This is a genomic window from Rosettibacter sp. KY25 (genome assembly GCF_057554405.1).
This window is the reverse complement of sequence record NZ_BAAJAO010000009.1, coordinates 49,003-64,013: the sequence shown is the minus strand read 5'-3', so window position 1 is coordinate 64,013 and position 15,011 is coordinate 49,003. Positions and strand designations below refer to the sequence as shown.

Below are 15,011 nucleotides of genomic sequence, written 5' to 3'. Positions count from 1 at the left end.
AATTTACTATGGCACTAAAAACCGAAACAATGATTTTAAATATGGGACCTCAACATCCATCAACTCATGGAGTGTTGAGGCTTGAACTTGAGCTTGAAGGTGAATTAATTAAAAATGTCAAACCACACATCGGCTATTTACATAGATGCTTTGAAAAACATGCAGAAGCAATGACTTATCCTCAAGTAATTCCTTATACCGATCGAATGGATTATCTGGCATCAATGTACAATAATTTTGGTTATGTTTTAGCTGTAGAAAAATTGCTTGGTATTCAAGTGCCAGAAAGAGTTGAATACATTCGTGTGATAATGGGTGAGCTTCAGAGAATTGCTTCGCATCTTGTTGCAATTGGAACTTATGGACTGGATATTGGCGCTTTCACACCATTTTTGTATTGCTTCAGAGATAGAGAAAAAATTTTAAGCCTTTTTGAAATGACATGTGGCGCTCGGCTTCTTTACAATTACATGTGGGTTGGCGGATTATCTCATGACATTCACCCAGATTTTGTTCGATTGACAAAAGAATTTATTAAATCTTTCAGACCAACAATTGACGAACTAAATAATCTTTTATCTTATAATAAAATATTTATTGAAAGAACTGCTAATATTGGAATACTTCCTTTAGAAACAGCAATTAATTATGGTGTAACTGGACCAGTTTTGAGAGGAAGCGGCTTGGCTTTTGATTTAAGAAAAAATGAACCTTATTCAATTTATGACAGATTTGATTTTGATATTCCTGTTGGAAAAGGATTAATGGGAACTGTGGGTGACTGCTGGGATAGATATTATGTTCGTGTTCAAGAAATGGAACAAAGTTTAAGAATTATAGAACAAGCAATTGACCAAATTCCCGATGGCGATGTTCAAGCAGCAATTCCAAAAAGAATTAAACCACCAAAGGGAACAGTTTATTTTAGAGTTGAAAATCCAAGAGGTGAATTAGGATATTTCATTATTAGTGATGGAAGTCCAAATCCATTTAGAGTAAAAGTTCGAGCTCCTTCTTTTGTCAATCTTGAAGTCTTAGGCGAACTCTGCAAAGGTCATCTCGTTGCAGATGTTATTGCAATCTTAGGCAGTATTGATATAGTATTAGGAGAGGTAGATAGATAATGTTTCAATTACTATATAACTTAACCGGCGATGTTATTATTTCAACAATTGTTGTTGCATTAATTCCATTAACAATTATTTTAATTTATGCTCTCTTTGCTATCTGGCTTGAAAGAAAAGTTTCTGCGCATATGCAGGATAGATTAGGTCCAATGAGAACTGGATGGCACGGCTGGCTTCAAACAATTGCTGATATGATTAAAATGATTCAGAAAGAAGATACGATAGCAGCAGAAGCAGATAAAAAATTATTTAACATTGCTCCTGTTCTGGTATTCACAGGTTCATTTGCCGCTTACGCAGCTATTCCCTTCTCGAGTGCATTAATTGGCAGCGAAATTGAAGTTGGACTATTCTATATTGTTGCAATTTCATCTTTAGTTGTAGCAGGAATTTTAATGGCAGGCTGGGCTTCGAACAATAAATATTCATTGCTTGGCGCTATGCGCTCCGCCGCTCAAATTGTAAGTTACGAAATTCCAACTGCACTTGTTGTTTTAACAATGGTAATGTATACTGGAACCTTCAGCTTAACAAAAATTAGCGAAATGCAAACAGCTTATTTCTGGAACTGGAATATTTTTGGCGGACCTGAATTTGGCTTAACAAAATTTTTATTAATTCCATTTATGATTGTTGCTGCATTAATCATGTTTATAAGCACATTAGCTGAAGTTAATAGAACACCATTCGACATCCCAGAAGCAGAATCTGAACTTGTTGCAGGATATTTTACTGAATATTCTGGAATGAAGTGGGGCATGTTCATGCTTGCTGAATATGCAAATATGCTTGCTGTTTCAGCTGTAGTTTCAATTTTATTCTTCGGCGGCTACCAATCTCCTTTTGGATATCTTGGAAATTTATTTAACATAAAATGGCTAATCCCATTTGAACAAATTTTTTGGTTTTTATTAAAAGGTTTAATTCTTGTATTTGTTCAAATGTGGTTGAGATGGACATTGCCACGTTTAAGAGTTGACCAGCTGATGACAGTTTGCTGGAAATATTTAATTCCTTATGCAGTTGCTAATTTAATTTTTGTTGGAATAATTTCATTATTATAATTATGAAAGAATATTTAAAAAATACATGGCAGGCAATCTATACCGTTCTTGTTGGAATGAAAATTACATTCAAACATTTATTTACGCCTGCAGTAACAATTCAATATCCTGATGTTAAAATTCCTTTGCCAGAAAGAGTAAGAAATAGATTATATGTAAATATTGATGATTGCATTGGATGCGACCAGTGTTCTCGTGCATGTCCAGTAAGCTGCATTGAAATTGAAACTGTAAAAGCTCTTCCAGGTGAAGACCTTGGTGTTACATCAAATGGTAAGAAAAAAGCTTTATGGGTAACAAAATTTACAATTGATTTTGCAAAGTGCTGTTACTGCCAATTGTGTGTATTCCCCTGCCCTACAAATTGTATTTACATGACAAATGTTTATGAATTTTCTGAATACGACAGAAGAGATTTAATATATAATTTTTCTAATCTAACAGAAGAAGAAGCAGCAGAAAAAAAAGCTAATTATGAAAAATTCTTAGCTGAAAAAGAAGCTCAAAAAGCAGCAGCATCTAAAACTCAAGAATAAATTTGAATTTGCTATGACTTATTTTGATGTAATATTTTATTTATTTGCTTTAATAACTATAATATCAGCTGTTATAGTTGTAACAACAAAAAATATTGTTTATTCAGCTTATAGCTTATTGCTTACTTTATTTGGAATTTCTGGAATTTATGTTCTATTGGGTGCTGATTTTCTTGCTATTGTTCAAATCATGATTTATGTGGGCGGAATTCTTATCCTGCTTTTGTTTGGTGTTATGCTTACAAATAAAATTACAAGTGTTGATATAAGAACTGGAACAGTTCACCTATTGCCTGCAGCTATTGGAGTTGGATTATTGCTTGGTGTTTTATGGGCTGTTATGATTTGGACAAACTGGAAAACCCAACCTGGCGAAATTCCAATTACAACAATTAAAAATCTTGGCAATCTTTTAATTACTGATTACATTTTAATTTTCGAATTGCTTGCAGTACTTCTGCTTGTTGCTTTAATCGGTGCTGCATCAATTGCAAGAAGAGAAGAAGAAAAAATTGATTAACAATAAATTTCAGAATTATGACACTTAATGTAGGCTTAACTCATTTTTTAATAATTAGTGCAATTTTATTCTCATTAGGAATTTACGGAATAAATACCCGTAAAAATGCAGTAATGGTTTTGATGGGAATTGAATTAATTCTCAATTCAGCAAATATCAATTTTGTTGCTTTTGCAAGATATGGAAACTTTGGTTTCAGCGGACAAATCATAGCATTATTTGTAATTATTCTTGCTGCCGCTGAAGCAGCAATTGCACTGGCAATAGTACTTAATATTTATAAAACATTCTCAAATGTAAATGTTGATGAAATTGACAAACTAAAAGAATAGCCTTATGACAGAAAATTTACTTGTTACACTTTCAATCATTACTCTTTTTCTACCTGTTTTTGGTTTTGCAACATTAATTTTCTTCGGAAAAAGATTTCCCAAACTCTATCTTTTTGAAGTTGGTATTCTTTTTACAGCTCTTATTATTTCTATTTTCATACTCTTTGCAAAATTAACTTATTTCGATAAAGATATTGTTTCTTCTTTAACATGGTTCATTTTAAGTAATGCCCCAAACACTGGAACTGTAAACATTGAATTAGGAATTAAGATTGATAACATTACTGCCATAATGCTTTTTGTTGTTAATCTTATCAGTGCTCTCGTTCATCTTTATTCAATTGAATACATGAGAGGTGATAAGAGATATACACGATATTTTGCATATCTCGGATTATTTACTTTTTCGATGCTCGGAATTGTCCTTACTCACAATTTATTAATGATGTATATTTTCTGGGAATTAGTTGGATTATCATCTTATTTATTAATTGGATTCTGGTTCGAAAAAAAATCAGCTGCAGATGCTTCAAAGAAAGCTTTTATTGTAAACCGCGTTGGCGATGTTGGAATGTTCATTGGAATACTGATTTTATTTACGAATTATAAAACTTTCACATTCGATACAATATTTCATCAAATCTCAATTGGAAATCTACCTTTTGGAAGTGAAGCATGGCTTACTGCTGCAGGAATATTAGTTTTTATGGGTGCAGTTGGTAAATCTGCTCAATTTCCATTACATGTCTGGTTGCCCGATGCAATGGAAGGTCCTACTCCAGTTAGTGCATTGATTCATGCAGCTACAATGGTTGCAGCTGGAGTTTATCTTGTAACAAGAATTTTTGTGATGCTTACTGCAGATGCAATGCTCGTTATAGCTATTGTAGGAGCAGTTACTTCCTTTGTTGCAGCTACAATTGCAATAACTCAAAATGATATTAAAAAAGTACTTGCTTATTCAACTGTATCTCAACTTGGATACATGATTATGTCATTAGGTGTTGGCGCTTATGTTTTTGCTTTCTTCCATCTTGTTACACATGCATTTTTCAAAGCATGCTTATTTCTTGGCTCGGGTTCAGTAATTCATTCGATGCATCATGAGCAAGATATACGAAACATGGGCGGATTAAGAAAGAAAATGCCCATCACTTACATTACATTTTTAATTTCTACTTTAGCAATCTCTGGAATTCCTTTAACATCTGGATTCCTTAGTAAAGATGGAATTCTTGCTGGAACACTTGTTTTTGGTAAACTTACGGGGCACTGGCTTATTCCAGCATTTGGATTTACTGTAGCTGCTTTAACTGCATTCTACATGTTTAGACTTCTTATTTTAACATTTCACGGCGAACCAAGAGACCATCATAAATTTGAACATGCTCACGAATCTCCATTAGTAATGACTGCACCTTTAATTGTACTCGCAACACTTTCAATATTCATTTTCTATACTCCAAATCCATTCTCTCCGGATGAAGGGTGGTTTTTGAAAAATTGGGTTAAGACTCCTCAACAGGTGACCCCAGTTTCTACAAGATTTGATTTTATGAAATCAGAATCTCATAGCACTAACATTCACGAAGAAATAATTCATTCAGAATTATATACTGAAACATTACACTGGGCTCACTACCCTGCTATGATGTTATCAATTACTCTTGCAGGTTTAGGAATTCTTTTTGCATTCATGTTTTATCAATGGAAAAAAGTAAATGTTGATAAGCTAACAGAAAAGATAAAACCAGTTTACAATTTTTCTCTTAATAAATGGTACATAGATGAATTATATGATGCAACTGCAGTTGGACAAACTCTAAACTTCAGCAAAGTTTTAGCATGGTTTGATAACAATATCATCGATGGAATTGTAAATGGTTCTGCATGGCTTACAAAATCATTTTCTAATTTAAGCGGTTTATTCGATAACTATGTTGTTGACGGTTTGGTAAACTTTACAGCATTCTTCAGCGGATTTGTTGGATTTTCTCTTAAAAAATTACAAACAGGCAAAGTGCAAACTTATGTTGTATTCGTTGTATTTTCTGTAATAATTCTTTTATTAATCTTTAAGCCATTTTGAGAATAATTGTTGATTCATAAATTCTTTGTCAAAAATTAAAAATAGGTTGAATATATGAGTGGTTTCCCGATACTTTCATTAATCACATTTCTCCCAATTTTGGGGATGATAATTGTTTTAATACTTCCAAAAGAACAGCAAAAGATTATTAAATATACGACTTTAATCATCACAGCTATTCAGGTTATTCTTGCAATTATTCTTTTAGCAAATTATAACTACTCAGCTGCTGGAGTTTATGAAGAAAAATCTTTTCAATTCATTGAAAAATTTAGATGGATTGAAATTTCAGGGATTTCATGGTTAGGCAAAGTAAAAATTGATTACTTCCTTGGCATTGATGGATTAAGCATGCCGATGGTTTTATTAACTGCAATAATTTCTTTCATAGCAACAATATCTTCATGGAATATTGAAAAGTCAGTTAAAGGTTATTTCGCTTTATTTCTTTTACTCGATACAGGAATGATGGGTGTGTTTGTTGCTCTGGATTTCTTCTTGTTCTATATTTTCTGGGAATTAATGCTTCTGCCAATGTATTTCTTGATTGGAATTTGGGGCGGTCCAAGAAAAGAATATGCAGCTATAAAGTTCTTCATTTATACTTTGTTTGGCAGTGTTTTCATTCTTCTTGTAATGATTGGCTTATATTTCAGTGCAACTGAAACTCTAGCTGATGGCACAAAAGTTTTTACATTTAACTTGCTCCAATTAATGAATCCAAGTAATTATTTGCAGGATGGAATTCTTTCACCACTGAATCCCCACAATTTAAGATTTATTGCTTACTTGGCATTATTTGTTGGCTTTGCAATCAAAATACCTATGTTTCCATTCCACACATGGTTGCCTGATGCACATGTTGAAGCACCAACTCCAATTTCTGTAATTCTTGCTGGTGTATTGTTAAAAATGGGAACTTATGGAATTCTCAGAATTAGTTATCCAATCTTCCCTGAAATTACCAGACAATTAATGTGGTGGATTGCATTATTTGGAATGATAAATATAATCTACGGCGCCCTTGTTGCATTAGCTCAAAAAGATTTCAAAAAATTAATTGCTTACTCTTCTGTTTCTCACATGGGTTATGTTTTGCTTGGTATGGCTTCTTTATCATCAACTGGAATTACAGGCGCAATTTTCCAGATGTTCAATCACGGAACAATTACTGCAATGCTCTTCTTGATTGTAGGTGTAATTTATGACAGAGCACATACAAGAGGATTAAATGATTTTGGTGGATTGGCTGCTCAAATGCCAGTATATACTGGATTTGTTACAGTAGCATTCTTTGCTGCAATTGGATTACCAAGTCTAAGCGGATTCATATCTGAGGCTCTCGTTTTTGTTGGCGCATTTGGTGTTACTAATATTAGAATAATTACTATGATTTCAACTCTTGGAATCCTCTTAGGTGCAGGTTATATGCTTTGGACTTTGCAAAGAATTTTCTTTGGACCATTAAACGAAAAATGGTCTTCGTTAAAAGACCTTGAATTTAGAGAATATGCTATGTTTGCTCCTCTTTCTGCTATTATAATTTTCCTTGGGGTTTATCCATCTGCAATGTTGAATATTATGAATACTTCTGTCAATACACTTGTAAGTTTTCTTTTTAATGGTCAATAATCATTAATCAAATAATGGATTGTAAGTCTTGATGGAACAGACAAATTTAATTCAGTCACTAAATTTAATTTTACCTGAAATAGTTCTTACTGTTTTTCTTGTAATACTCATTTTATCAGATTTAATTTTTCACAGAAATAAATCCATAATTCCATACATTGCTGGAGCTGGAATTTTTATAACTGGACTTTTTTTAATCTTCCAGTTTTATGATAATGGATTTGCATTTAATCAATCTGTAAATGCTTTAAGAAATTATGGAATGATTGCTGTTGATTCATTTGGTTCATTCTTTAAAGTTATAGTTGTGATATCATCACTTCTTGTAGTGCTGTTTTCATTCTCTTCATCAGAAATAAAAAATACACAGGATAGAATTGGTGAATACTATGCATTGATATATGGAATGATGATCGGCATGTTCTTTATGATTTCTGCTGCAGATTTAATTTTAATTTACTTATCAATGGAATTACTTTCTCTTTCTTCTTATGTGCTTGCAGGTTTTATCAAACTAAGAGACCGCAACAGCGAAGCCGCATTAAAATATTTAATCTATGGTGCAGTCTCTTCTGGATTAATGCTTTTTGGAATTTCTTTAATTTATGGAATGACAGGTAGCACAAATCTTTATATAATTAATTCTTTAATTCAGGCACCCAACATAAATTTATTTACATTATCATTTGCAGTAATTTTAATATTTGCAGGAATTGGTTATAAAATTTCTTCTGCACCTTTCCATTTTTGGACACCTGATGTTTATGAAGGTGCTCCAATAACAATCACTGCATATCTTTCAATTGCAAGCAAAGCAGCAGGATTTGCATTATTAATTCGATTTATTAAAACAACATTTGTAACATTCGTCAATTCAGATGGATTCTGGAATTTAATTGATGTATTTGACTGGAAATCTGTATTGGTTGTAATTTCTATTCTAACAATGACACTTGGAAATTTTTCTGCGCTCTGGCAAAATAATTTAAAAAGAATGCTTGCATATTCAAGCATTGCTCATGCAGGATACATTTTGCTTGGATTGGTTGTTTTTTCAAATCAAGGATTGATGGCAATTTTAATTTATTTTGTTTTTTATTTAATAATGAATCTTGGTGCTTTTTATGTAGTAATGCTGATAGCAAACCAAATTGGTTCTGAAGAAATTGATGATTATAATGGACTTGGATATACATCTCCCCTGCTTGCAGTTTCACTTGCTATTTTTCTTGTTTCATTAACAGGAATTCCACCTACAGCTGGATTTATTGGAAAGCTATATCTTTTCATTGCACTTGTTGATGCAAAAATGATTGCAGTAGCAGTAATCGCACTTCTTAATACAGTAGTTTCACTTTATTATTATATCCGAGTATTAAAACACATGTATTTAGTAAAAGCTGATGAAACTACACCAGTTATAATTCCATCATTAGGAAATAAAGTTTTGGTATCAATATTAGCATTGGCTGTGTTATTGTTTGGAGTTTACTTTTCACCGGTTATCAATCTTGCAAAATCATGTTTGATAATTATGGGTTTATAAACTTATCAAAGTATAACTATTGAAATTCTGTTCTGTAAAAACAAGCTGACTAACCATGACTTTTCTTAATAACAAAATCATTGAATAATTTTTTCAAAACCGATTTTCTTTAAGTTAGCTAAAATCACAAAAAGGGAAATCACACTTAACATTAACAGTATTATTCCTTTTACATACTCAGAAAAAATTAATTCACCTAATCCAAACAAAAAGGAGTAAACTAAAACTATTCCTAAAAACCAATTAATAAACAGATAAATAAAAATTTTATGTGAATTAGTTTTTGAAAACTTCTTCCAACCAAAACCTCCAGCTTGAATCTTTTTATTAAATTCAATTAGTTTTTTTTCATCAATAGGTTTTGTAAGAAATGTAGTAAAAATCCATACCAATGTAGTTCCTAATACAATTGGATAAAGTGTTAATGGAGATTCAAGATGAAATAAATAAACAGCGATTGGATAAATTATTACAGGAGCAATCATAGCAGAAATTTCTGACCAAGCATTAATTCTCCACCAATACCAACGTAAAATAAGTACCCCGCCTAAACCTGCGCTTGTATTTAAAATAAAAATCCAAGCTCCTGATATTGTAGTTAAAAAATATTTTGTAAGTACTAAAGAAAATATTGTCATTAAAATTATTCCAATTCTCGAGACAATGACATAATGTTTTTCATCTTCATTTTTAATTATAAAGCGTCGATAAAAATCATTAATTATATAAGAAGTACCCCAATTTAATTGAGAAGCTACAGTTGACATATAAGCTGCGAGGAAAACAGCAATTAAAAGTCCAAGCAAACCATTTGGCAGATATCTGACCATTAACTTTGGATACATAATGCCGGGGTCTATTGTATTTTCATATTTATCATAAAATTCTTTGAATTCATTTGAACGAATAATATTATCATTGGAATGAAGTAATTGTTTATTATTATAAACTTCTACACATTTATTAAATAAAACAGGATTTTCTTTTTTTAATGATTCCAAACTTTGAGAGCGAGGCAAAATTATTAAAGCTGCAAGTGCCACTAAAATCCAGGGCCATGGTCTGATTGCATAATGTGCAATTGTAAACCATAAAGTTGCAAGAAGGCTATGTTTTTCATTTTTTGCAGACATCATTCTCTGTGCAATATATCCCCCGCCTCCCGGGTCTGCACCAGGATACCAGCTCGACCACCATTGCAAACCAATATACGCTAAGAACGACCATAATGAAATTGAAAGAACATTTGTTTGAATTTGATTAACAGTTAAGTTTTCAATTCTTGGTAAGAACGACAATGTTTGAGATGAAAGATTTTTTGTTAATCCTTTTAGTCCATTTACTTCTGGCAAGTTTACAACAATAATAGCAAGAATAATACAACCTATCATTGCAAAAACAAATTGAAAGCTGTCTGTTCTTGAAGTGCCAAGTAAACCGGAAGCTGAAGTATAAATAGCAATTATGAAAGCACAAATTATAACCAAAGCAAAAGCATTATAATCTGGAAATACCACACTAAATATTTTTTCCATTGCTTTGTTAACCCATCCAAGAACAATGGCATTCATAAATAAACCTAAATAAATTGCTCTAAATCCTCTTAAGAAGGAAGCTGCTTTACCAGAATATCTCAATTCAATAAATTCCAAATCAGTCATAATGCCAGCACGACGCCATAATCTTGCAAAGAAAAAAACTGTTAACATACTTCCTATAGCCATATTCCACCAAAGCCAGTTTCCAGAAATTCCATTTTTAGCTACAAGTTCTGTAACAGCTAATGGTGTATCGGCAGCAAATGTTGTAGCTACCATAGCAGTGCCTGCAATATACCATGGTAAATTTCTTCCTGATAAAAAGAAATTGGAAGTTGAATGCCCAGCTTTTCTGGAATAATAAAATGCAATTAAAAAAACTACAATGAAATAAAAAACAATAATTGCAAAATCGTAGGAATTAAGATGTGTCATTAGTGACCTCTAAAGAAGTTAAAGAAGTATTAGATTGTAAAAAATAACTTCTATTGCTTAACTACACCCACTTTAAAGAAATTTTCTAAAATCAATGCAGCTGCACCAACTGCTACTGAATATTGATGATAATTATCAACCACAATTTCGAGTGCATCATTTGTAATTGGGATTACTCTCATTTCAATTTCTTTTCGAACAGCTTCTATTATTATATCTTCTAATTCTGAAATCACACCTGTTAGAATTAAAGAATCGGGGTTAAGCAAAGCCACGGCAGGGGCTATTGTTTGGCCAATGATACTTCCAATTTTTGAAAAAATAAGATTGGCAATTTTATCACCTTGTTTTGCAGCTTGAACAAGGAATTCAACATTTATATCATCAATTGAAGTAACGTAATTCTTTAAATATTCTCCTTCTACAAATCTGCTTTTATAAGTTGTGAGAAACTCTCTCAATGTAGGCAAATGAGGATAAAGTTCGCCGGCACAAAAAGAAGAACCTCTATATAATTCACCATTGATAACAATTCCAATTCCAAGTCCACTTACATTCTGGTCAATCTCAATTAAAACTACAAGATAATTTCTTTTAGCTTGTTTGTTGCTTTTTAACTTATATCCAATTGCAACTGCATTAGCATTGTTTTCAATTTGAACCGGAAAAGGAAATTGTTTTAACTTTTCCAGTAAATTGAAATTTAATTCTGGAAGTATACTCGACATCATCACTACACCATTATAACAATCAACTATACCTGCAAAAGCAATACCCAAACCCAATATTTTTTGTTGTTCAAGATTATTTTCCTGAATTATTTTATTTACAGCATCAATAATATTATTTGCTAATTCATCAACTGTATTTCCTGTATTCTGCCTAATTGTTTTCTTAGATACAACTTCTCCTTTAAAATTTAGAACAACGAGGGACATTTCTCCTACTTCTATGTCAAGTCCAATTACATATGCTGCATCTTTATTTAATGTCCACAGATAAGGTTTTTTTCCGCCCTTGACAGTAGAATCTCCTTTACCATAAAATGTTACAAATGACTTTGCTGATAAGCTATTAAGAATATTAAAAATTGTTGAGGGTCTCATCCCTGTAATTTTGGTCAAATCAGAACTCGCAATAATATCGTGCTCTTGGATTAATTTTAGAACAAGTTGTTCATTAATATCTTTAACAACTCTTGCATGAAGTGAAAGTAATTTTCTGCTTTTCATTTTTACCTTCATTAAATTTATTTTAAAATTATTTCATCAATAAAAAGCCAAGCTTTTTTGCCAGCACCAATATGCCACGAAGGACAAACACCAATATTTTTTGCATAAATACGAATAAATCTTGTTTTCACTTTATCAAAACTTGTTTCTACATTTTTAATTCCGTCGGGGATGTTTTGTTTATCATTCTCGATGTTTAATTCATAAATTTTAGAAAACTTACTTCCTTCATTTGAAATATAGTATTCTACTTTTGAAGGAAAAAATATCCAAGAACCTGCTTTTTGTAAGTATGAAGAACTGATATAACTAACATCTGTGATTTCTCCTAAATCAATTACAACATCTAAATCAACACCTTCATAACCCTGCCATGCATCAGAATTAAAATTTTCGTTACCTCTTATTCCATCAATTAATCCCCATTGCCCGCCTCCAGTATATGAATGACTAAATTCTGTATTGTATTTAATTTGCCACTTGTCAGGAATTTTATAAAATGAACTTGTTACAGTTTTACTAAATTTATTATTTCTATAGCTAACAAACTTTAAAGTCGATGAACTTTTTATTGTTATTGGTTTATTAAATTTTATTCCATTTAATTCTGGATTTGTATTATCCAATGTGTAATAAATTTCGCTGTTATCAATTGTTGATAAATTCACAATAGTTGAATCCCTAAAAATCTTATCTCCACTTGATAAATAAGGAATAACAACATAATCATTATCAACTGAAGTAATCGGACAGTAGTTTATGTTCGTAGCCCAATTTGATGGTTTAGAATCCATTTCAAATATTATTTCCCCTCCACTAACAATATCTGAATGTTTGATAAAAGAAAAAAAGTATTCACTATTATTCAAATAGACTTTACGAATATAGTAATTTTCATCGGTTAAATTTTTTGTTGTCACCTTAAAATACTTTTTATCACCTACTTTGATTGAAACAGATTTAAAATTAGGAGTCCCAATAATGTAATTATTATCTCCTGGACAAACTGGATAAAATCCAAGTGAACTTAAAATATACCATGCAGACATTTGCCCGCAGTCTTCATTTCCTATTAATCCATCAGGTTTATCAGTATAAAATGAATTTAAAATCTTATGAACAATTTTCTGAGTTTTCCAGGGCTTGCCGGCAAAATTGTAAAGGTAAGCTATATGATGACTTGGTTCATTTCCATGAGCATATTGACCAATTAATCCTGAAATATCAGGCTGATATTTACCATATAATTTATTTTCGGCATTAAAAAGTTCATCTAATTTTTTTTCATATTTATCATATCCTCCCATAATTTTTATTAAACCATTTATATCATGTGGCACAAAAAAGTTATACTGCCATGCATTTGCTTCAGTAAAATCTCGGCTGACAATGTAGGGATCAAATGGTTCAATCCATTTACCATTTTTTTTAGGTCTAAAAAAACTTGTGGAAGGGTCAAAAAGATTCAAATAATATTTTGCTCTTTCACTGAAATATTTATAATCTTCATTATAACCTAAAACTTTTGCCATTTGAGCAATACACCAATCATCATAAGCATATTCAAGTGTTTTTGAAACACTTTCGTGTTCAGCATCTGAAGGAATGTAGCCCATATCTCTGTAATAATCCAATCCGTTTGTATTTTGCATTGAACTTTTTTTCATTGCTTCGTATGCTTTTTTAACATCGAAGTTTCTAATTCCTTTCATGTATGCATCAACAATAACAGGAACAGAATGATAACCAATCATAGTTCCAGTTTCATTCGAAGCCAGTTCCCAAACAGGCAGCAAACCACTTTCATCAAATTTTGCGATGAGTGATTTTATCATATCTTCATCTCTCTTAGAATCAATAATTGTTAACAAAGGATGCAGAGCACGGAATGTATCCCACAAAGAAAATACTGTATACATATCAAAACCTTCTGCAGTATGAATTTTACCATCCATCCCAATGTATTTGCCATCAACATCTGAAAAAATATTTGGACTCAAAAATGAATGATACAATGCTGTATAAAAAATTTTTTTCTTAGTAATGTTTTTATCATCAACTAAGATTAATGACAGCTGTTTATTCCATTCTTCTTCTGCATTTTTTCTGATAGCTTCAAAACTCCAGTGAGGTATTTCAGTTAATAAATTTTTCTTTGCTCCTTCAAGACTTGTATGTGATATACCAACTTTAATCAAAATTACTTCGTTTGATTTTGTTTCATATTCAAAAAAAGCTTTTAGATTTTTTCCATTAATCACTTTTTCATCTTTTATCACATTCTTATTATTTACAATTCCATATGAATTAAATGGTTTTGAAAACTCAGCATAAAAATAAACAGTGTGGTCTTTTGCCCATCCATTAGACCTTCTATAACCTTGAATTGCAGAGTTATTAATTATTTCTATTTTCGAATCAATCACTTTATCTTGAATACCATGTTCTAAGTCAATTAATATGTAAGATTTTTTTGATTGAGGGAAAGTATATTTATGAAAACCAGCACGATAAGAAGCTGTTAGTTCTGCTTTAATTTTATAATCTTCCAAAAAAACTGAATAATAGCCGGGCTTTGCATATTCTTTACTATGATTAAATCTTGAGCGGTAACCTGAATCTGGATTTTCTTTTGTTCCTGGTTCTGTTTTCAGTTCACCAGTAATAGGCATAATTAAAATATCACCATAATCACCGCAGCCTGTCCCACTAAGATGAGTGTGACTAAAACCCATAATTGAATTATCAGAATAATGATAACCAGAACACCAATCCCAGCCTTCTGTATCAGTATCAGGACTTAATTGAACCATACCAAAAGGCATTGATGCACCAGGGAATGTGTGCCCATGTCCTCCCGTTCCAATAAATGGATTGACATAGTCTGTTAATTTTTTCTGTGCAAATATTGCTAAGGTTAATGCTAATAGAAATGCTAAGATTAATTTTATTCTGTTCAT

General features: G+C 31.6%; 11 protein-coding genes. 8 read left to right on the top strand and 3 right to left on the bottom strand.

Features of this window, described 5'->3' with window-relative positions; genetic code table 11:
* The first annotated feature begins 8 nt into the window (after nucleotides 1-8).
* The 8 genes from AC27L2_RS07160 to AC27L2_RS07125 are packed head-to-tail and all read left to right on the top strand — an operon-like array spanning nucleotide 9 to nucleotide 8,846.
* A complete protein-coding gene (locus AC27L2_RS07160; protein ID WP_487211036.1) occupies nucleotides 9-1,124 on the top strand; it encodes an NADH-quinone oxidoreductase subunit D in 1,116 nt (371 codons plus the stop codon).
* Complete coding sequence (gene nuoH, locus AC27L2_RS07155) at nucleotides 1,124-2,191, top strand: NADH-quinone oxidoreductase subunit NuoH (RefSeq protein ID WP_487211035.1); 1,068 nt, start codon at nucleotides 1,124-1,126, stop codon at nucleotides 2,189-2,191. The genes AC27L2_RS07160 and nuoH overlap by 1 nt, the downstream gene beginning before the upstream one ends.
* A 2-nt stretch (nucleotides 2,192-2,193) precedes the next feature.
* Complete coding sequence (locus AC27L2_RS07150; protein WP_487211034.1) at nucleotides 2,194-2,727, top strand: NuoI/complex I 23 kDa subunit family protein; 534 nt, start codon at nucleotides 2,194-2,196, stop codon at nucleotides 2,725-2,727.
* A 13-nt stretch (nucleotides 2,728-2,740) separates the two neighbouring features.
* Complete coding sequence (locus AC27L2_RS07145; protein ID WP_487211032.1) at nucleotides 2,741-3,247, top strand: NADH-quinone oxidoreductase subunit J family protein; 507 nt, start codon at nucleotides 2,741-2,743, stop codon at nucleotides 3,245-3,247.
* A gap of 17 nt (nucleotides 3,248-3,264) precedes the next feature.
* Nucleotides 3,265-3,579 (top strand): NADH-quinone oxidoreductase subunit NuoK, encoded by a 315-nt coding sequence (gene nuoK / locus AC27L2_RS07140; RefSeq protein WP_487211031.1) that lies wholly within the window; start codon nucleotides 3,265-3,267, stop codon nucleotides 3,577-3,579.
* Between the two features lie 4 nt (nucleotides 3,580-3,583).
* On the top strand, nucleotides 3,584-5,668 hold the full coding sequence (gene nuoL, locus AC27L2_RS07135; protein WP_487211030.1) for an NADH-quinone oxidoreductase subunit L: 2,085 nt from the start codon (nucleotides 3,584-3,586) through the stop codon (nucleotides 5,666-5,668).
* 54 nt (nucleotides 5,669-5,722) lie between these two features.
* Entirely contained in the window at nucleotides 5,723-7,300 is a 1,578-nt protein-coding gene (locus AC27L2_RS07130; protein ID WP_487211029.1) for a complex I subunit 4 family protein, read from the top strand.
* Nucleotides 7,301-7,331: 31 nt separating this feature from the next.
* On the top strand, nucleotides 7,332-8,846 hold the full coding sequence (locus AC27L2_RS07125) for an NADH-quinone oxidoreductase subunit N (RefSeq protein ID WP_487211028.1): 1,515 nt from the start codon (nucleotides 7,332-7,334) through the stop codon (nucleotides 8,844-8,846).
* A gap of 77 nt (nucleotides 8,847-8,923) precedes the next feature.
* On the opposite strand, the gene AC27L2_RS07120 is transcribed toward AC27L2_RS07125, so the two are convergent.
* The 3 genes from AC27L2_RS07120 to AC27L2_RS07110 are packed head-to-tail and all read right to left on the bottom strand — an operon-like array spanning nucleotide 8,924 to nucleotide 15,011.
* Nucleotides 8,924-10,819: a sodium:solute symporter family protein gene (locus tag AC27L2_RS07120; RefSeq protein ID WP_487211027.1), complete on the bottom strand. Its 1,896-nt coding sequence runs from the start codon at nucleotides 10,817-10,819 to the stop codon at nucleotides 8,924-8,926.
* 50 nt (nucleotides 10,820-10,869) lie between these two features.
* On the bottom strand, nucleotides 10,870-12,051 hold the full coding sequence (locus tag AC27L2_RS07115; protein WP_487211026.1) for an ROK family protein: 1,182 nt from the start codon (nucleotides 12,049-12,051) through the stop codon (nucleotides 10,870-10,872).
* 17 nt (nucleotides 12,052-12,068) lie between these two features.
* Nucleotides 12,069-15,011, bottom strand: coding sequence for a GH92 family glycosyl hydrolase (locus AC27L2_RS07110; RefSeq protein WP_487211025.1), 2,943 nt, complete (start codon nucleotides 15,009-15,011; stop codon nucleotides 12,069-12,071).